This is a genomic window from Clavibacter vidaverae, from assembly GCF_047529985.1.
Lineage (GTDB): Bacteria > Actinomycetota > Actinomycetes > Actinomycetales > Microbacteriaceae > Clavibacter > Clavibacter nebraskensis_A.
Genome location: NZ_JBLJAM010000002.1, coordinates 466,047 through 484,442, shown reverse-complemented (window position 1 = coordinate 484,442; position 18,396 = coordinate 466,047). Strand labels below are relative to the sequence as shown.

The window sequence follows — 18,396 nt, the reverse complement described above, 5'->3', positions numbered from 1 at the left end:
CGCCACCGCCACCGAGAGGGACCATGGACCACCCGCACGACACCGCCGCCCGTCACCTCGCCCGCGACGGGCGGGCGTACCGCACCGAGGTCGTGGGGTGGGACGACCCGCGCGGCGCCCGGATCCGCCGCGCCATGGAGGACGAGATGGACGCCCGCTACGAGGGCCGGCACGCGGACGACCCCGACTGGCCCGTGAAGGCGGCGGTCGCGTTCGCGCTCGACCCGGCCGACGTCGAGGCGGTCGTGCTGCTCGTGCCCGAGGGCGACGACGGCGAGGCGGCCGCGCACGGCGTCATCCGACGGCTGCGGGGCGAGCTGGAGCTGAAGAAGGTGGTCGTGGATCCGGCGCACCGCGGCACGGGCCTCGCGCGCGTGCTCATGGCCGAGCTCGAGCGGGTGGCGCGGGAGCGCGGCGCGAGCCGGCTGATCCTCCAGACGGGCGACCGGCAGCCCGACGCCGTGCGGCTCTACGAGACCGCGGGCTGGCTGCCGATCGACGTGTACCCGCCGTACATCCCCGTCACGAACTCGATCTGCTTCGAGAAGCCGCTGCGCTGAGGGCGTCGTCGACGAGGAGCGCGAGCAGGTCGGGGAAGGCGACGCCCTCGGCGGCGAAGCTCCGCGGGACCTGCGACGCGGCGGTGCAGCCCGGGGTCGTGTTCACCTCGTTGAGGACGGGGCCGTCGGCGGTCAGGAAGAAGTCCACGCGCACGACGCCGCGGCAGTCGAGCGCCTCCGCCATGCGCGTGGCGGCGTCGTGGAGGGCGGTGAGCTCGGCGGGTGCGAGCGGGGCGGGGATCCGGAACCGGGCCTCGCCGCCGTACTTCGTCTCCGCGTCGAACACGCCGTCGGCGAGGATCTCCACCGCGGGCCCGATCCGCACCGTGCCGTCCGCCGTGCGGATGACGGGCAGGTCGATCTCGCGGCCCGACATCAGGTCCTCGACCAGCACGCGGTCGTCGACGTCGAAGGCGTCCGCGAGCGCGGCCGGGAGATCGGCGGCGGTGGTCGCGAGGCCGACGCCGTGGCTTGATCCGCCCACGGCCGGCTTCACGATGACCGGGTGGTCCCACGCGTAGGCGGCCGCCGCGTCGCGCGTGAGCTGCACGCCGGGCGCGACCGCGATGCCGATCGAGGTCGCGAGGAGCTTGGTCTGCAGCTTGTCCATGCCGATGGCTCCCGCGCGCACGCCGGATCCGACGTAGGGGATGCCCGCGAGCTCGAGGAGCGCGGCGATCGTGCCGTCCTCCCCGTCCCGCCCGTGCAGCATCGGGATGGCGACGTCGCAGCCGGCGAGCACGTCGACCGCGCCGGCCAGCGTGAGCGCGCGGCCGGTGGCGTCGCGCCAGCCGTGGTCGCGGAGAAGCGTGAGCGGGACGACGTCGAAGCGCTCCGCGTCGAGCGCGGCGGCGACGCCCGCGGCGGACGCGAGCGACACGTCGTGCTCGGTGCTCCTCCCGCCGCCGATGACGGCGACGCGCGTGCGCGCGGCGACGGCGTCCGCGTCCGCAGGGGCGTCGGGCGAGGTGCGGGGTGCGTGCGGGGTGGTGGTCATGCGCGGATCTCCGTCCGGACGAGGGGCGGGTCGGGGGTGGCGAGCGGGGCGGTCGCGATCGGCAGGCCGGATGCGGATCCCGCGTCCGGGCCGTCGGCGTGCGTCGACAGGGCGCTGCCGACGGCGGTGAGCACCTCGTGCGGGATGGTGCCGGCCCAGCGGGCCCAGTCGCCCGCGGTCGGCGCGTCGTCGGATCCGTCGCCGAGCACGACGGCCTCGTCGCCGACCGACGCCGTGGAGCCCGGCCCGAGGTCGACGACGGTCTGGTTCATGGACAGCACGCCGGCGACCGGCACGCGGCGGCCGGCGACCTGCACGGAGGCGGACGGGGAGGCGGCGCGGGGGAGCCCGTCCGCGTAGCCGACGGGGAGCAGCCCGAGCATCGTGTCGCGCTCGGCGGTCCAGGCGCCGCCGTACCCGACGGACGTCCCGGCCTCGACCCGGCGCACGTCCATGAGCGGGGCGCGGAGGGTGAGCGCCCACCGGAGGCCGGCGGTGCCGCTCGCGTCGATCCCGGCGAGCCCGGCGCCGATCCGCACCAGCGTGCCGCGCGAGGCGGGGTCGAGGAGGGCGGCGGCGGACCCGGCGGCGTGGCGCTCCTCGGGATCCAGCCCCGCGTCGCGGAGGACGTCCCAGGCGCGGTCGAACGCCCGGCGCTGGGCCTCGTTCGCGGGTGCGGCCGGACGGTCGGCCGACGCCATGTGCGTCATGGCCCCGACGACGCGGATGCGGCCGCGCCGCTCGGCCTCGGCGGCGCGGGCGGCGAGGAGCTCCCAGTCCGCCTCGGGGAAGCCCTCGCGCGTGAGCCCGGTGTCGAGCTGCAGGTGGACGCGGGGGGCGCCGTCCGCGTCGATCGCGTGCGCGAGCTCCGCGGAGGTGCCCACCGCCACGTCCACGTGGTGCTCCGCCGCGAGCGCGAAGTCCACGGGGGTCGTGTTCAGCCAGCTGAGCGCGGGCACGCGGATCCCGGCCAGGCGGAGGCGGACGGCGTGCTGCACGGCGGTCACGCCGATCCAGGTCGCGCCGCCCTCGACGCCCGCCCGCGCGGCGGTGAGGGCTCCGAGCCCGTAGCCGTCGGACTTGACGACGGCCATGACGGGCGTCCCGGTGCGTGCGACGAACGCCCGGGTGTTGTGCCGGATCGCGTCGGCGTCGACCTCGACGCGCGCGCCGCCGTGGGGGTCGCTCATCGGCCGGCACCGCCCTGGCAGGACGGGAGACCGTCCTCGAGCCCGGGACCGCGCATCCGGCAACCATAGGGTGTCGCGGGGTCGGGCCACCCGGGGGCGGCTGACGGGTGGGGACGGCCGTCGCGTCGGCCGACCCGGATCACGCGCTCCCGGCCCTCGACGACGGCCGGGTGCCGGCCGAGCGCGGGCCGCTCGGCGCCGGTGGATGCGCTCATCCCGCCGCGTCCTCCTCGCCGGGCGGGCAGGTGCCGCCCGGCTCCGTCGCGAGCTCGAAGTGCCACATCTCGTTGGCGTAGGTCTGGCAGAGGCCGTAGCGGTCGCCGTGCTGCTGGAGCCAGCTGTCCGCATCCGTCGGGCCGATGTCGACGGCGTCGCCCGTGACGTGGGCGGAGCGCTCGGGCGTGCTGACCCACTTGCGCGCCTCGGCGGCGCTGCCGTACTTGCGGAGGCCGTCGTCGAGGAGGCGCTGCTGGTAGCGGGCGCTGCGCCAGCCCGAGGCGACGACCATGTCGACGCCCTGGGCGGCGGCGTCGCGGGCGGCGTCCTGCATGGCGGCGCGGAGGTCGGGATCCATGCGAGCGATGCCGGGGTGCTCGTCGTCGAAGGGGGAGATGGGGGCCTCGAGCGGGATCCAGCCCTCCTCGGGCGTGCGCGGGTCGCCGGTCGACCCGGCGGCGTCGATGCCGGTGCCGGTGTCGGAGCCCTCGAGGAGCGCGCCGGCGGGATCCGTCGCGACGCAGCCCGCGAGCGCCGGGGCGAGGAGGACGGCCGCGAGGAGGGCGGCGGCGGGGCGTCGCCGGGGGAGGCGGGGCGCGGGGGAGCGGGCGGGGATGCGGGTCACGGGTGCCTTTCCGCACGCCGCTTCGGGCGGGGTGCGGGTCCACACCACCAGGGGCCGTGTCGCAGGGGCGTCGCCGTTTCCGCATACGCCCGCGATACGTCGCGTCGGGCAGGATGCGGGGTGCGGACCGCGTCGGGGAGCCGCGGCCGCGGGCGCTCAGCGCGGCGCGGGGAAGACCACGCGGACGTCGAGCCCGCCGCCCGGCCGCGGGTCGATCGTCAGCTCGGCGCCGTGCAGGCGCGCGACCCGCGCGACGATCGTGAGCCCCAAGCCGCTGCCGTCCGCGACGGCGGAGCGGGCGTCGGGCGTCGTCGTCCGCCCGGCGCCGCGCACGAACGCGCCGCTGAGGGTCCGGGCGACGTCCGCGCGGATCACGGGCCCGGTGTTCCGGAACCGCGCCTCGACCCGGTCGTCGTCGAGGGTCGCGGCCGTGACGAGCAGGTCGCCGCCCTCCGGCAGGTTGTGCCGGATGCCGTTGACGACGAGGTTCATCACGAGCTGACCGACGAGCACCTCGTCGCCGTCGAAGTCGCCCTCGCCGAGCTCCGTGCGGATCCGCACGCGCGCCTCGGCGGCGAGCGGCTGGACCTCCTCCACCACCCGGGCGACCAGCTCGGCGACGTCGACCGGCCGCCGCTGCAGCTCGACGAGGTGGTCGAGCGTCGCGATGGTGAGCAGCGCCTCGACGGCCTCGGTGCCGCGCCGGGTCGTCGCGTCGAGCCGGCCGAGGAGCTGCGGGAGGTCGACGCGCGAGGGATCCGCCAGCGCCACGTCGAGCACGATGCGCGAGATCGCGTACGGCGTCCGCAGCTCGTGGGAGACGTTCGCGGTGAAGCGCTCCTGCTCCGCGAACGCCGCCTGGAGGGTGTCGAGCATGGAGTCGAACGCGGTGCCGAGACGGCCGAACTCGTCGTCGAGGGACAGCCCGACGCGCGAGTCGAGGGATCCGTCGGCCACCCGGTCGGCGACGGCGCCGAGGCGTTGCAGCGGCCGCAGCATCCAGCCGGCCAGGAACCAGCCGCCGACGAGGCCGACCACGAGCAACGCCGCCGTCACCTGGAGCGCCCGCGGCCAGAGCGCCGTGAGCAGGTCGCCCCGGCTGGGGACGAAGCCGTCGGCCGCGTCGATGGGCTCGGAGGGGACGAAGCGGAGGATGTAGACGAGCAGGAGCAGCATCGCCGCGGCCGCGAGGAGCAGGAACCCCGCGTAGCTGAGCGTGAGGCGGAGGCGGGCGCTCATGCGGGCGGGTCGGCGGGGGCCGCGCCGTCGCTGTCGTCGTCACCGGTGCCGGTGCCGGTTCCGCGCGGCCCGGCGTCGGGCGCGTCGAGCCGGTAGCCGACGCCCGCGACGGTGTGGATGATCCACGGGTCGCCGAGCCGCTTCCGGAGCGAGGAGATGGTGATCCGCACGGCGTTCGTGAACGGGTCCGCGTTCTCGTCCCAGGCGCGGGCGAGCAGGTCCTCCGCGCTGATCACCCCGCCCTGCGCGGACAGCAGCACCTCGAGCACCTGGAACTGCTTGCGCGTGACGGCCACGTACCGGCCGTCGCGGTACACCTCGCGGCGGAACGGGTCGAGGCGGAGGCCCGCGCGCTCGAGCACGGGCGGCGCGGCGGCGGCGGGGCGGCGTCCGATGGCGCGCAGCCGCATCACCACCTCCTTCAGCTCGAAGGGCTTCGTGATGTAGTCGTCGGCGCCCAGCTCGAAGCCGCGCACCTTCTCGTGCAGGCGGTCGGCGGCGGTGACCATGACGATCCGGCACGGGATGCCCGCGGCGACCACGCGGCGGGCCACCTCGTCGCCGGGGATGCCCGGGAGGTCGCGGTCGAGGAGCATCGCGTCGTACGCGTTCTCGGCGAGGGCCTCCATCGCGCGCTCGCCGTCCGGGGCGATGTCGGCGGCGATGGCCTCGAGCCGGAGGCCGTCGCGGAGCGAGGCGGCGAGCAGGGGTTCGTCCTCGACGATGAGCACGCGCATGCCCCCGAGCCTACGGTCCGGCGCGGGACCTCCTGGCAGCATGGGCGGATGCAGATCCTCATCACGCCGACCGAGCTGGACCTGGCCCTGCGCACCCGCGACGACGTCCGCGTCCTCGACGTGCGCTGGTCGCTCGGGGGTCCGCCCGGCGGTCCGCTGCACGAGGCCGGGCACATCCCGGGCGCCGTGTACGTCGACCTCGACACGGAGCTCGCCGGGCACGGCGCGCCCGAGGAGGGGCGGCATCCACTGCCCGATCCCCAAGCGCTGCAGGAGGCGGCCCGCCGCTGGGGGATCCGGGAGGGCGACGTGGTCGTCGCCTACGACGGCGGGGGCAGCCTCGCGGCGGCGCGCGCGTGGTGGGTGCTGCGCGACGCGGGGATCGCCGACGTGCGGATCCTCGACGGCGCGCTGCCGGCCTGGACCGCCGCCGGCCTGCCGCTCGAGACGGGCGCCGTGATGCCGGCGCCCGGCGACGTGACGCTGACCTCCGGCCTCCTCGCCGTCCTGGACGAGACCGGCGCCGCCCGCGTCGCGCACGACGGCGTCCTGCTCGACGCCCGCGCGGGCGAGCGGTACCGCGGGGAGGTCGAGCCGTGGGATCCGCGCGCCGGCCACATCCCGGGCGCCCTCAGCGCGCCCTCCACCGACGGCCTCGCCGCCGACGGGACCTTCCGTCCGGCCGCGGAGCTGCGCGCCCTCTACCAGGCGCTCGGCGTGCCCGACGCGGGCGAGGTCGCGGTCTACTGCGGGTCGGGCGTCAGCGCGGCCCTCGAGGTCGCGGCGCTCGCGATCGCGGGCATCGACGCCGCGCTGTACCCGGGATCCTGGTCGGCGTGGTCGAACCGGCCCGAGCGGCCCGTCGCGACGGGTGCGGAGCCGGGCGGCGACCGCTGATCAGCGGGGCAGGCGCTGCACGGCGATGATCGTGCAGTCGTCCGCCTGGCTCACCGGCGTGCGCGCGTTCAGCGCGTCGATGAACCGCCGCGGCGAGCCCTGGAGCGTCAGGAACTCCGCCAGGTACGCCTGGGCGGCCTCCTCGTCCTCGAAGAAGTCGAGGAGGCCGTCGCTGAAGATCAGGAGGGTGTCGCCGGGTTCCAGCCGGATCGACTCCTCCTGCCACGCGTCCGGCGCCTCCAGCCCGAGCGGCAGGTGGTCTCCGCGCAGGCGCACGGTGCTGCCGTCGGCGCGGATCACCAGGGTGAGCCCGTGCCCGGCGTCGACGTAGGTGAGCACGCCCGTCGTGAGCTCGAGCCGGGCGTGGAAGAGCGTGCTGAAGGATCCCGCGGAGGCCAGGTCGTCGACGAGCGCGGTGGCCGTCCGGACCATCGTGCTGCGGACGCCCTCCGTGCGGGACGCCAGGCGGACGGTCGCGCGGACGCCGGCGGCGAGGATCGCGGCGCCCACGCCCTTGCCCATCACGTCGGCGAGCGTCAAGCGGAGGTCGCCGCCCTCGAGGAACCAGTCGTGCACGTCGCCGCCCACCGTCTGCGCGGGGATGCTCGTGCCCGCGACCTCGTAGCCGTCGAGGTGCGGGGCCGGCTGCGGCGAGAGCGCGCGGGCGACGTCGGCGGCGCGCTGGCTGTCGGTCTCGCGCGCCAGCTCCTCGGCGAAGAAGTCGCCGATGAGGGCGAGCCGCGCGCGGTCGGACTCGTCGAAGGACCGCGGCGCCGTGTCGGCGACGAAGAAGACGCCGATGACGTTGCCGTCGGGCGCGCGCAGCTGCTGCGCCGCGTAGAAGCGGACGCCGAGCGATCCCGTGGCGCTGGGCGAGGAGGCGAGGCGCGGATCCTCCCGCGCGTCCTCGACGACGAGCATGCCGTCCGCGTCGAGGGCCGCCTCGGTGAACGTGCCGTTGCGCGCCCAACGCGGGCTGGGCAGGCCGATGCTCGATTTCATCCAGATGGCGTCGGCGCCGATGATGCCGACCGCGGCGATCGGCACGCGGTAGAACTCGGCGATCATCATCGTGATCCGGTCGAACCGCGTCTCCGGCCCCGTGCCGTACACGTGCAGCGACTCGAGCGACTCGAGGCGCTGGCGTTCCCGGAGCTCCGTGTCCATCCCGTGCTCCCCCTGTGCTCCTCGGCGGATCCCCCGATCCGCGCATCGCGCGTGACGTCGGACCGGCCGCACGCGCTCCTCAGAGCCTACGCGCCCGAGGGAATCCGTCCGGGCGCCGCCGGCGCGGCGCGCGGAGGCCTAGGAACCGGCGCGGCCCGGTCCGGCGCGTCCCTGCAGCAGCCGATCCATCTCGTCGGCGAGGTCCCCGATCGCGCGGCGCCCGTCGAGCTCGACGTCGGCCGAGCGCCGGAGCAGCGGCTCCACCTCCGCGGTGTCGCGGCGGATCTCCTCGCGCTCGGAGGGATCCTTCCCGTAGTCGTTCCCGGTGCGCGCGGCGACACGGGCGAGCAGGACGTCGAGCGGCGCGCTGAGGAGCACGACGTGGGCGAACCGGTCCCGGAACGCGCCCTGGTTCTCGACCGTGCCGGAGACGACGATGCGCGGCTCCCGGTCCAGCAGGCGCGCCATCCGGGGCTCGTCCCATCGGCCGTCCGGGAGCGTCCAGCCGTCGTGGTCGGTGTCGAGCGTGCGGTGCCCGCGGCGCGCGAGCTCGGCGAGGACCGTCGACTTCCCGGCGCCGGACATGCCGGTGAGGAGGATCCGCGTCATGCGTCGACGGTACGCGGCGTCGGCGGGGAGCCGCCACGCGCGCGGACGTCGACCGCCGCCCGGGCCTCAGCCCGCGAGCACCTTGCGGATCCGCTGCAGCGACACCGGCTCGGCCGTCGGCAGGTGCTGGGCGAAGAGGCTGAGGCGCAGCTCCTCGAGCATCCAGCGGGCGTGCACGAGCGACTCGGGCGCGTGCGGCGCGGACGGGATGACGCCGTCGGCCTCGCGGTAGAGGTCGGTCGCCTTCTGCACCTCGGTCATCCACGCGCGATCGCGCGCGGGCTGGTCGGGGAGGCGCTGCACGCGGTGCGTGAGGCCGGACAGGTAGGCGGGCAGGCGCTGCAGCCGGGCGAGCCCGGTGGCCGAGACGAAGCCCGGGTGCACGAGGCCCGCGAGCTGCTCGCGCGCGTCGGTGAGGGCGCCGATCAGCTGCATGCTCGTGGCCTGCTTGATGGCCCGCTCGGCATCGCGCGCACCCGTGAGCACGCGGTTGACGAGGGCCACGGTGTCGAACATCGAGTCCATGACCACGCCCGAGACGCGGTCGCGCGCGGTCTCGAACAGCTCCTTGGAGTAGATGGCCCCGCCCGGCGCGACGCGCTCGAGCACCTGGTCGATGCAGGCGAGCAGGCAGTCGTCGAAGAGCGCCTGCACGTTCGCGTACGGGCTCGTCGCGAGCATCAGCTTCTCCTGGCTCGTGAGGTGCTGCTTCACGTAGGCCGACGGGTTCGCGATGGCGAGCACGAGCAGGCGCCGCACGCCGCCGGGCATCGCGCGCGCCTGGTCCTCGGCGGTCGCCATGAGCCGGATCGCGACGGTGGATCCCTCGTCGACGAGCGCCGGGTAGGCGCGGATGACGTGCCGGCTGTCGCCCGTGCCGCCCTGCGCGGTGTCGACGAAGCGGGGCAGCTCGTCGAGGTCCCACGTGGTGAGGCCCGTGCGCTCCATGCCGCGGGTCGCGCCGGCCGTCGCGCCGGCGACGCGCTCGACGGGTCGCGCGGTGGCCCGGGCGACGCTGTCGCGCGCGCGGCTGGACAGGCGCGCCTGCAGCTCGGTGAGGTCGCGGCCGGCGGCGACCTCGCGGCCGCGCTCGTCGACCACGCGGAACGCCATGCGGAGATGCGCGGGGATCCGGTCGAGGTCGAAGTCGTCGTCGGCGACGCGCACGTGCGCCTTCCGCATGATGAGCCCGGCGATGGTGGTGGTGAAGGCCACGGGGTGCTGCGGATCCGGCTCGGGCAGCCCCTCGAGCAGCCGGTCGGCCCAGTCGGCGGCCGGCACCACGTTCTTGCGCAGCGCCTTCGGCAGGGCCTTGATCATCGCGGTGACGAGGTCGCGCCGCATGCCCGGCACCTGCCAGTCGAAGCCGGCGGGGCTGAGGCGCGCGAGCAGCGCGAGCGGCACCTGCACGGTCACGCCGTCGTCGGGCGCGCCCGGCTCGAAGCGGTAGGTGAGCGAGAGGCGCTGGTCGCCCTGCTGCCAGGTGGGCGGGAAGGCGGCCTCGTCGACGTCGACGGCGTCCTCCGCGAGGAGCTCCTCGGCGGTCATCGTGAGGAGGTCGGGCGTCTCCTGCCGGGCCTTCTTCCACCAGCCCTCGAAGGCGCGCGTGGAGGCGACGTCGCGCGGGATCCGCTTGTCGTAGAACTCGAAGACGGCCTCGTCGTCGTTGAGGATGTCGCGTCGGCGCGTGCGCTCCTCGACCTCGGCGAGCTCCTCGCGGAGCTTCCGGTTGGCGCGGTCGAACGCCTGCTGCGACTCCCAGTCGCCCTCGACGAGCGCGTGCCGGATGAAGAGCTCGCGCGCGTACGCGGGGTCGATGCGGGAGAACTGCACGCGGCGCTTGAGCACGATCGGCACGCCGTACAGCGTCACCCGCTCCCACGCCACGGTCGCGCCCTGCTTCTTCTCCCAGTGCGGCTCGCTGTGGGTGCGCTTCACGAGGGAGCCCGCGATGGGCTCGGCCCACGCCGGGTCGATGGCCGCGTTGGTGCGCGCGAACAGGCGGCTGGTCTCCACGAGCTCGGCGCTCATGATCGCGTCGGGCTGCTTCTTCGCGAGCGCGGATCCCGGGAACACCACGAACCGGGCCTGCCGGGCGCCCACGTAGTCCTTCTTCTGCGCGTCCTTCAGCCCGATGTGGGAGAGGAGGCCCGCGAGGAGCGACTTGTGGATCCCGTCCGGGTCGGCCTTCGGCTCGTTCATCTGGAGGTCGAGCGGGCGGGCGAGCTGGCGCAGCTGCCGGAACACGTCCTTCCACTCGCGCACGCGCACGTAGTTGAGGAACTCGGCCTTGCACATGCGGCGGAACGCGCTCGAGGAGAGCTCGGCCTCCTTCTCCTCCAGGTGGTTCCAGAGGTTGAGGAGGGTGATGAAGTCGCTCGACGGATCCACGAAGCGCGCGTGCTGCTGGTCGGCCTGCGGGCGCTTCTCGAGCGGGCGCTCGCGGACGTCCTGGATGGTGAGGCCGGCCACGATGATCATGACCTCGCGGCTCACGCCGTGCTTGCGCGACTCGACGACCATGCGGGCGAACCGCGGGTCGATGGGCAGGCGCGACAGGTCGCGGCCCACCTTGGTGAGGGCGGGCGTGCCGTCGGGGGAGCGGACGACCGCGCCCAGCTCGGTGAGGAGGTCGACGCCGTCCTTGATGCCGCGCGAGTCCGGCGGCTGGAGGAACGGGAACGCGGCGATGTCGCCCAGGCCGAGCGACACCATCTGCAGGATCACGGCCGCGAGGTTCGTGCGGAGGATCTCCGGCTCGGTGAACTCGGGCCGCCGGAGGAAGTCCTCCTCCGAGTAGAGGCGGATCGCGATGCCGTCGCTCGTCCGGCCGGAGCGGCCCGAGCGCTGGTTCGCCGACGCCTGGGACACGGCCTCGATGGGGAGGCGCTGCACCTTGGAGCGCACGGAGTAGCGGGAGATGCGCGCGGTGCCGGCGTCGATGACGTACTTGATGCCGGGGACGGTGAGGCTCGTCTCGGCGACGTTGGTGGCCAGCACGATGCGGCGGCGCACGCCCGCCTGCGTCGACGGCTGGAAGACGCGGTGCTGGTCCGCGGAGGAGAGGCGGCCGTAGAGCGGCAGCACCTCGGTGTGCGGGAGGTTGCGGCTGCGGATCGCGTCCTCGGCGTCGCGGATCTCGTTCTCGCCGCTGAGGAACACGAGCACGTCGCCCGAGGACTCGCCCGCGAGCTCGTCGAGCGCCGCGTTGATCCCCTCGAGGTAGTCGCGGTCGTCGGCCGGGCGCTCCATCGGGGCGTCGGCGAGGTCGTCGTCGTCGCCCGCGGCGGGCGCCTCCGCGACGAGCGGCCGGTACCGGATCTCCACGGGGTACGTGCGCCCCGACACCTCGACGATGGGCGCGTCGCCGAAGTGCTTCGAGAAGCTCTGCGGGTCGATGGTGGCCGAGGTGATGATGACCTTGAGGTCGGGCCGGCGCGGCAGCAGCTGCTTGAGGTAGCCGAGCAGGAAGTCGATGTTGAGGCTGCGCTCGTGGGCCTCGTCGATGATGATCGTGTCGTACTTCCTGAGCAGCCGGTCGCGCTGCAGCTCGTTGAGCAGGATCCCGTCGGTCATCAGCTTGATGCGGGTGTCGGCGGAGACCTTGTCGGTGAAGCGCACCTGGTAGCCGACGAGCTGGCCCACCTCGCCGCCGAGCTCCTCCGCGATGCGCTCCGAGATGGTGCGCGCGGCGAGCCGGCGGGGCTGCGTGTGGCCGATGCTCTCGCGGCCGAGCTCGAGGCAGATCTTCGGCAGCTGCGTGGTCTTGCCGGAGCCGGTCGCGCCCGCGACGATGACGACCTGGTTGTCGCGGATGGCCTCGGCGATCTCGTCGCGCATCCGGCTGACGGGGAGCTCCGGCGGGTACGCGATGCTGAATTCCATGCTGGTCCCATCCTATCGGCGGCCCGATCCGGCCCCACGGCGGGTGCCGGTGGCTATCGTCGGGAGGAAGGCGTCGGTCCGTGCGGCGCCGGGGCGGCATCCGCTGTCCGAGTCGACGACGACCACGACCGACGGGATCCGCCCATGACCTCCGACAGCCCCCTCCTCGCCGAGCACGAGGACGCCCAGCCGCCGCAGGGGTTCGCCTCCATGTCGGTCGCCGCCGTCCTCGCCGAGTCCGCCGAGCGGCACGCCGACCGGGTCGCCGTGGTCGTCGGCGACGTCTCCACCACCTACCGCGAGCTCTGGGACGAGACCCGCGCCTACGCCGGGGCGCTCGCCGCGCGCGGGGTGGGCGAGGGCACGCGCGTCGCGATGCTCATCCCGAACGTGGCCGACTTCCCGCGCGTCTACTACGCGGTGCTCGCGCTCGGCGGCGTGGTCGTGCCCGTGCACGCGCTGCTCAAGGGCGAGGAGATCGCGTACGTGCTGCGCGACTCCGGATCCGCGCTGCTGGTGTGCGCCGGACCGCTGCTCGAGCAGGGCGGGAAGGGCGCGGCGCTCGCCGACGTGCCGGTGATCAGCGTGCTCGTGCCGGCCGCCACCGAGGGCGGGCCCGACCGGCTGGAGGAGCTCGCGCAGGCGGCGACGCCCATCCGCACCTACGTGCCGCGCCGGCCGTCCGACACGGCGACGATCCTCTACACGTCGGGCACGACCGGCCAGCCGAAGGGCGCCGAGGGATCCCACCTCGCGCTCGTCATGCAGGTCGACGTGCTGCTGCTCGACACCTTCGACCTGCGCGCGGGCGACCGGATCCTCGGCTGCCTGCCCCTGTTCCACACGTTCGGCCAGACCTGCACCATGAACGCGTCGTTCCGCGCGGGCGCCACCATCGTCATGGTGCCGCGGTTCGACGGCGACGCCGCGCTCGCGCTCATGGTCGAGCACGAGACGCAGGTGTTCATGGGCGTGCCGACCATGTACATCGCGCTTCTCGGAGCCGCCGCCCGGAACGCGGCCCGTCCGCCGCTCCGGTACGCGATCTCGGGCGGCGCCGCGCTCCCGGTGGCCGTGATCGAGGCGTTCCGGGAGGCCTTCGCCGCGGAAATCCACGAGGGCTACGGCCTCACCGAGACCTCGCCCGTCGCGTCGTTCAACCACGTCGGGCTCCCGGCGCGACCGGGCACCGTGGGCAAGCCGATCTGGGGCGTGCAGATCGAGATCGCCGACCCCGAGCACGAGGACCGCGTGGAGCTCGTCGAGCGCGGCGTGCTCGGCGAGATCGTGATCCGCGGGCACAACCTCATGAACGGCTACCTGCACCGCCCCGAGGACACGGCCCGCGCCATCGTCGACGGCTGGTTCCGCACGGGCGACCTCGGCACCGTCGACGACGAGGGCTACATCCGCGTGGTCGACCGGACGAAGGACATGATCCTGCGCAACGGCTACAACGTGTACCCGCGCGAGGTCGAGGAGGTGCTCGCCCGGCACGAGGCCGTCGCGCAGTGCGCTGTCTTCGGCGTGCCCCACGAGCTGCACGGCCAGGAGGTCGTCGCCGCGATCGTGGTGAAGGCGGACGCGGAGGTCGACGCCGAGGAGGTCGTCGCGTACATGCGGGAGCGCGTCGCCTCCTACAAGTACCCGCGGCGGGTCGAGGTGGTGGAGGCGCTGCCGCTCGGGCCGAGCGGGAAGGTCCTCAAGCGGACCCTCGTCGAGCGGTTCGGGGCATGAGCGGCGTCCTCCGCACCCCGATCCCGTCCGTGCCGATGGGCGACGGGATCCCCATCCCGCAGTTCGGCGTCGGCACCTACAAGGTCTCCGACGACGACGCCGAGCGCGTCGTCTCCGAGGCCCTCGAGGTCGGCTACCGGCACATCGACACCGCCGCCATGTACGGCAACGAGGAGGGCGTCGGGCGGGCGATCCGCGACTCGGGGATCCCGCGCGACGAGCTGTTCGTCACGACCAAGGTCTGGAACGACGACCACGGCCGCGACCGGGCCCACGACGCCATGAACCGCAGCCTCGAGCGGCTGGGCCTGCCCGCCGTCGACCTGATCCTCATCCACTGGCCGGCCGCCGAGCGCGGCCTCTACGTGGAGACGTGGGAGGCGCTCGCCCAGGCGCGCGCGGAGGGGCTGACCCGCTCGATCGGCGTCTCCAACTTCCTCGTGCCGCACCTCGAGGCGCTCGCCGCCGCCGGGCTGCCCGCGCCCGCGGTGGACCAGATCGAGCTGCACCCGCGGCACCAGCAGCGGGAGACGACCTCCTACCTCGCGGAGCACGGGATCGCGGTGCAGGCGTGGAGCCCGCTCGCGCGCGGCGCCGTCGCGGACGCCGACGTGGTGCGCGACGCCGCCCGCGCGCACGACCGCACCGACGCGCAGGTCGTGCTGCGCTGGCACGTGCAGCAGGGCACGATCGTCTTCCCCAAGACGACGCGGCGCGAGCGGCTGGTCGAGAACGCCGACGTCTTCGACTTCGCGCTGACCGACGAGGAGATGGCGGGGATCACCGCGCTCGAGGCCGCGGGACGCGTGGGCAGCCACCCGGACGCCGTGGTCTGACCCGTCCGGACGCGCGCCCCGGGACGACGCCGGGGACGCGTCATGTCGGCCGGGTACGGTGTCCGTCATGTCCCAGCACCGCATCCGCACGCGCTTGAAGTCCGTGGTCGCCCGGGGCGTCGCGCCCCTCGGCGGGAGCGCCGGCGGCGTCGTGAGGTCGGATGCGGACGGGGTCGCGCACGGCACGCCCGGCGGCCCGCGCCGCCCGAGCCTCGTCGACAACGGCGTGTACGTCGACGGCTGCCGCGTCGCCTCGCCCGCAACGCTCGCCGACACCTTCCGCGAGCTCGACGCGCGGCCCGACGCCATGGCGTGGATCGGCCTGTACCGCCCGACCGTGGAGGAGCTGCAGGCGCTCGCCGAGGAGTTCGACCTGCACGAGCTGGCGGTGGAGGACGCGGTGCAGGCCCACCAGCGCCCCAAGACCGAGCGCTACAGCTCGACCCTCTTCACCGTGCTGCGCGCCGCCCGCTACGTGGACGACCGCGAGGAGGTGGAGTTCGGCGAGCTGCACGTGTTCCTCGGCCGCAACTTCGTGATCACCGTCCGGCACGCGGAGTCGCCGGACCTCTCCGCCGTCCGCACCCGCATGCAGGAGCGTCCCGAGCTCCTCGCCAACGGCCCCGAGTCGGTGCTCTACGCGATCCTCGACGCGGTCGTCGACGGCTACGCGCCCGTCGTCACGGGCCTCGCGAACGACATCGACGAGATCGAGGACCAGGTGTTCGACGGGGATCCGGCCGTGTCCCGCCGCATCTACGAGCTGAGCCGCGAGGTCATCGACTTCCAGCGCGCGGTCCGTCCGCTCACCGGCATGCTGCTGCAGCTGCAGGCGGGATCCGGCAAGTACCGCGTGGGCGAGGAGCTGCAGCAGGCGCTCCGCGACGTGGCCGACCACGTCATCGTCGTCAACGAGCGTGTCGAGGAGTTCCGCGTGCTGCTGCGCGACATCCTCACGGTGAACTCGACGCTCGTCGGCCAGCGCCAGAACGAGGAGATGCGGGAGCTCAGCGAGTCGAGCAACCGGCAGAGCGTGGAGACCCGCAAGATCTCCGGCTGGGCGGCCATCCTCTTCGCGCCCACGCTGGTCTCGAGCGTCTACGGCATGAACTTCGACATCATGCCGGAGCTGCACTGGGACTGGGGCTACCCCTTCTCCCTCGTGCTCATGCTCGGCGTGAGCGGCGTGCTCTACGGCATCTTCCGCAAGCGCGACTGGATCTGACGCCCGTCCGCCGCCGGCCCCGCGCGTAGCGTGGACGCATGCCCAACCGCCTCGCCGACGCCGTCAGCCCGTACCTCCAGAGCCACGCGGACAACCCGGTCGACTGGCGGCCGTGGGGCCCCGAGGCGTTCGCGGAGGCCGCCAGGCGCGACGTGCCCGTGCTCGTCTCGGTCGGCTACGCCACCTGCCACTGGTGCCACGTCATGGCGCGCGAGACGTTCTCGGATCCCGCCCTCGCCGCCGCGCTGAACGAGCGGTTCGTCGCGATCAAGGTCGACCGCGAGGAGCACCCCGAGGTGGATTCGGCGCTCATCACGGCGGCCGGCGCGTTCACGGACCAGCTCGGCTGGCCGCTCAACGTCTTCACGACGCCCGAGGGCCGCACCTTCCACGCGGGCACGTACTCGCCGCCCGAGCCGCGCGCCGGGCACCCGTCGTTCCGGCAGGTGCTCGACGCCGTCGCCGACGCGTGGACCACGCGGCGCGACCAGGTCGAGCAGGGCGCGGGGCAGCTGAGCGCGGCGATCCGCGAGGCCTCGGAGCGCGGATCCGCCCCCTCGCCCCTGCCTGACGCCGCCGCCCTCGACCGGGTCGCCGCCGAGCTCGCCTCGTTCGAGGACCCGGAGCACGGCGGGTTCGGGTCGGCGCCGAAGTTCCCCGTCGCGCCCGTCGTGCTGCTGCTCGACACGCTCGCGACCTCGGGCGCGCTGGCGCCCGAGCGTGCGGCGGCGACGGGCGCGCTCGTGCGCCGCACTCTCGACGCGATGGCCGGATCCGACCTCCGCGACCCCGTCGAGGGCGGCTTCTTCCGCTACTCCACGCGCCGCGACTGGTCCGAGCCGCACTACGAGCGGATGCTCTACGACAACGCCCTGCTCCTCGACGCGTACGCGCGCGCGGGCGACGAGGACGTGGCCGCCGGCATCGTCGCGTTCCTCACGACCACGCTGCGCCGGGCGTCGGGCGGGTTCGCGTCGGCGCAGGACTCCGAGAGCACGGTCGGCGGGCAGCGCGTGGAGGGCGGCTACTACGCGCTGGACGCGGCCGGCCGCGCGGCCGAGGATCCGCCCGCGGTCGACGGCAAGGTGCTCACCGGGTGGAACGGGCTGGCGATCGGCGCGCTCGCGCGGGCCGGGCGCGCGTTCGACCGGCCCGCGTGGATCCGGGCCGCGCGCGACGCCGCCGACATGCTGCTCGCGGAGCACGTGCGCGCCGACGGATCCCTCGTGCGCGCCTCCATCGACGGCCGCGTCTCGCCCGCCGTCGCCACGCTCGAGGACCACGGAATGCTCGCCGACGGGCTGCTCGCGCTCGCGCTCGCGACGGGCGAGGTCGCGTACGGGGCGCGCGCCCGCGGGATCGTGGACGCGCTGATCGCGGCCGCCGACGCCGACCCGCAGCCGGGTGCGGCCGGCTTCCGCGTGCCGACGGGCGCGGATCCGGTGCTCGCCGGCTTCGGCCTCGACCTCGCCGCCGACGCGTCCGAGGGCGCCTACCCGTCGGGGCTCACCGCGGCGTCGTCGGCCGCGCGCGTGCTCGGGCAGCTGACGGCGGATCCGCGCTACGACCGTGCGGCCCGCGCCGCGCTCGCCACGGTCGCGGCCGGCGGCGCGACCCGGCCGATCGCGTTCGGCGGCGCGCTCGAGCAGGCGGTCGCGGTCGACGCGGCGGCCCGGCAGCTCGTGGTGGTGCTGCCCGACGGTGTCGATGCGGCGGCCGATCCGCTGGCCGACGTCGCGCGCCGCCGGATCCGTCCGCCGGACGTGGCGCTCGTGGTCTCCGAGACCGCTGCGGGGGAGTGGGCGGACGCCGGCTTCGAGCTCCTCGCGGACCGCACCGCCGGATCCGCCGGCACCGCGTACCTCTGCGCCGACTTCGTGTGCCGCCTGCCGGTCACGGCGGTGGACGGCCTGCGCGACCAGCTCGCCGAGGCGCCGGTCCGCGGCGCCTAGCGGCGGGAGGGGCCGGGGCGCTCGGGCGGGCGCGGCGCGTACCGCTCGGCCTCGCTCCGACGGGTGACGGCCTTCGCGGCGCGCCCGGCCCGGAACGTGCCCACCGCGATCCCGGCCACGAGCAGCAGAGCGCCCCAGCTCGCGACGCTGTTCATGCCGGCGCCGGCGGCGATGCTGCCGATGACCCCGCCGATCGCGACGGGCAGGCACGTTCCGCGGAGGGCGGGCAGCGCGGCGCGGTGGCCGGCGCGCCAGGCGGCGTCGCTCGCGAGGAGCGGGCGGGTGCGGATCCCGATCCAGCCGTTGCGCTTGAGGGCGCCCCAGGCCGCGAGCTGCGTGGTGCCGAGGACGAGCAGCGCCGCGACGGCGAGCAGCAGCGCGGGGATGCCCATGCGCCCAGCCTGACACGCCGGCCGCGAAGCGCGCGCGGGACATCGACCCGCAGCGACCGGCCTCGCACGTCCAGTCGCACGTCCGGTCGTGGGGAGCGTCCGCTCCCGGCCGATGAGTCCGGCCCTACGATC

At 74.8% G+C, this 18,396-nt stretch carries 15 protein-coding genes; 6 read left to right on the top strand and 9 right to left on the bottom strand.

Annotated elements, in window-relative coordinates:
* The first annotated feature begins 23 nt into the window (after nt 1-23).
* A complete protein-coding gene (locus ACMT9T_RS15020; protein ID WP_414746305.1) occupies nt 24-560 on the top strand; it encodes a GNAT family N-acetyltransferase in 537 nt (178 codons plus the stop codon).
* On the opposite strand, the gene ACMT9T_RS15015 is transcribed toward ACMT9T_RS15020, so the two are convergent.
* The 5 genes from ACMT9T_RS15015 to ACMT9T_RS14995 form a co-directional block, all read right to left on the bottom strand.
* Nucleotides 523-1,557 carry a D-alanine--D-alanine ligase gene (locus ACMT9T_RS15015; RefSeq protein WP_414746304.1) on the bottom strand — a complete coding sequence of 345 codons (1,035 nt, stop codon included), beginning with the start codon at nt 1,555-1,557 and terminating at the stop codon, nt 523-525. The genes ACMT9T_RS15020 and ACMT9T_RS15015 overlap by 38 nt on opposite strands.
* Nucleotides 1,554-2,747, bottom strand: coding sequence for an alanine racemase (gene alr, locus ACMT9T_RS15010; protein WP_414746303.1), 1,194 nt, complete (start codon nt 2,745-2,747; stop codon nt 1,554-1,556). Before alr ends, ACMT9T_RS15015 begins: the two co-directional genes overlap by 4 nt.
* A 211-nt stretch (nt 2,748-2,958) precedes the next feature.
* Nucleotides 2,959-3,588 (bottom strand): M15 family metallopeptidase, encoded by a 630-nt coding sequence (locus ACMT9T_RS15005; protein WP_414746302.1) that lies wholly within the window; start codon nt 3,586-3,588, stop codon nt 2,959-2,961.
* Between the two features lie 156 nt (nt 3,589-3,744).
* Nucleotides 3,745-4,827 (bottom strand): sensor histidine kinase, encoded by a 1,083-nt coding sequence (locus tag ACMT9T_RS15000; RefSeq protein WP_414746301.1) that lies wholly within the window; start codon nt 4,825-4,827, stop codon nt 3,745-3,747.
* Nucleotides 4,824-5,564, bottom strand: a complete 741-nt coding sequence (locus tag ACMT9T_RS14995) for a response regulator transcription factor (protein ID WP_414746300.1) — start codon at nt 5,562-5,564, stop codon at nt 4,824-4,826. Before ACMT9T_RS14995 ends, ACMT9T_RS15000 begins: the two co-directional genes overlap by 4 nt.
* A gap of 48 nt (nt 5,565-5,612) precedes the next feature.
* Here ACMT9T_RS14995 and ACMT9T_RS14990 point away from each other — a divergent pair, with 48 nt between their 5' ends.
* On the top strand, nt 5,613-6,461 hold the full coding sequence (locus ACMT9T_RS14990) for a sulfurtransferase (RefSeq protein ID WP_414746299.1): 849 nt from the start codon (nt 5,613-5,615) through the stop codon (nt 6,459-6,461).
* On the opposite strand, the gene ACMT9T_RS14985 is transcribed toward ACMT9T_RS14990, so the two are convergent.
* The 3 genes from ACMT9T_RS14985 to hrpA form a co-directional block, all read right to left on the bottom strand.
* Nucleotides 6,462-7,628 carry a PP2C family protein-serine/threonine phosphatase gene (locus ACMT9T_RS14985; protein ID WP_414746298.1) on the bottom strand — a complete coding sequence of 389 codons (1,167 nt, stop codon included), beginning with the start codon at nt 7,626-7,628 and terminating at the stop codon, nt 6,462-6,464.
* A 138-nt stretch (nt 7,629-7,766) separates the two neighbouring features.
* Nucleotides 7,767-8,237, bottom strand: a complete 471-nt coding sequence (locus ACMT9T_RS14980; RefSeq protein ID WP_414746297.1) for a shikimate kinase — start codon at nt 8,235-8,237, stop codon at nt 7,767-7,769.
* 66 nt (nt 8,238-8,303) lie between these two features.
* Nucleotides 8,304-12,122, bottom strand: coding sequence for an ATP-dependent RNA helicase HrpA (hrpA, locus tag ACMT9T_RS14975; RefSeq protein ID WP_414746296.1), 3,819 nt, complete (start codon nt 12,120-12,122; stop codon nt 8,304-8,306).
* A 144-nt stretch (nt 12,123-12,266) separates the two neighbouring features.
* Between hrpA and ACMT9T_RS14970 the strand changes: the two genes are divergently transcribed.
* The 4 genes from ACMT9T_RS14970 to ACMT9T_RS14955 are packed head-to-tail and all read left to right on the top strand — an operon-like array spanning nt 12,267 to nt 17,872.
* Nucleotides 12,267-13,859 carry a long-chain-fatty-acid--CoA ligase gene (locus ACMT9T_RS14970; protein WP_414746295.1) on the top strand — a complete coding sequence of 531 codons (1,593 nt, stop codon included), beginning with the start codon at nt 12,267-12,269 and terminating at the stop codon, nt 13,857-13,859.
* Nucleotides 13,856-14,695 (top strand): aldo/keto reductase, encoded by an 840-nt coding sequence (locus ACMT9T_RS14965; RefSeq protein ID WP_414746294.1) that lies wholly within the window; start codon nt 13,856-13,858, stop codon nt 14,693-14,695. Before ACMT9T_RS14970 ends, ACMT9T_RS14965 begins: the two co-directional genes overlap by 4 nt.
* A gap of 58 nt (nt 14,696-14,753) precedes the next feature.
* Nucleotides 14,754-15,920 (top strand): magnesium and cobalt transport protein CorA, encoded by a 1,167-nt coding sequence (locus tag ACMT9T_RS14960; protein ID WP_414746293.1) that lies wholly within the window; start codon nt 14,754-14,756, stop codon nt 15,918-15,920.
* Nucleotides 15,921-15,958: 38 nt separating this feature from the next.
* Entirely contained in the window at nt 15,959-17,872 is a 1,914-nt protein-coding gene (locus ACMT9T_RS14955) for a thioredoxin domain-containing protein (RefSeq protein WP_414746292.1), read from the top strand.
* Here the strand turns inward: ACMT9T_RS14955 and ACMT9T_RS14950 are convergent.
* Nucleotides 17,869-18,264 (bottom strand): SdpI family protein, encoded by a 396-nt coding sequence (locus ACMT9T_RS14950; protein ID WP_414746291.1) that lies wholly within the window; start codon nt 18,262-18,264, stop codon nt 17,869-17,871. The two genes, ACMT9T_RS14955 and ACMT9T_RS14950, sit on opposite strands and share 4 nt — an antisense overlap.
* Nucleotides 18,265-18,396 lie beyond the last annotated feature (132 nt).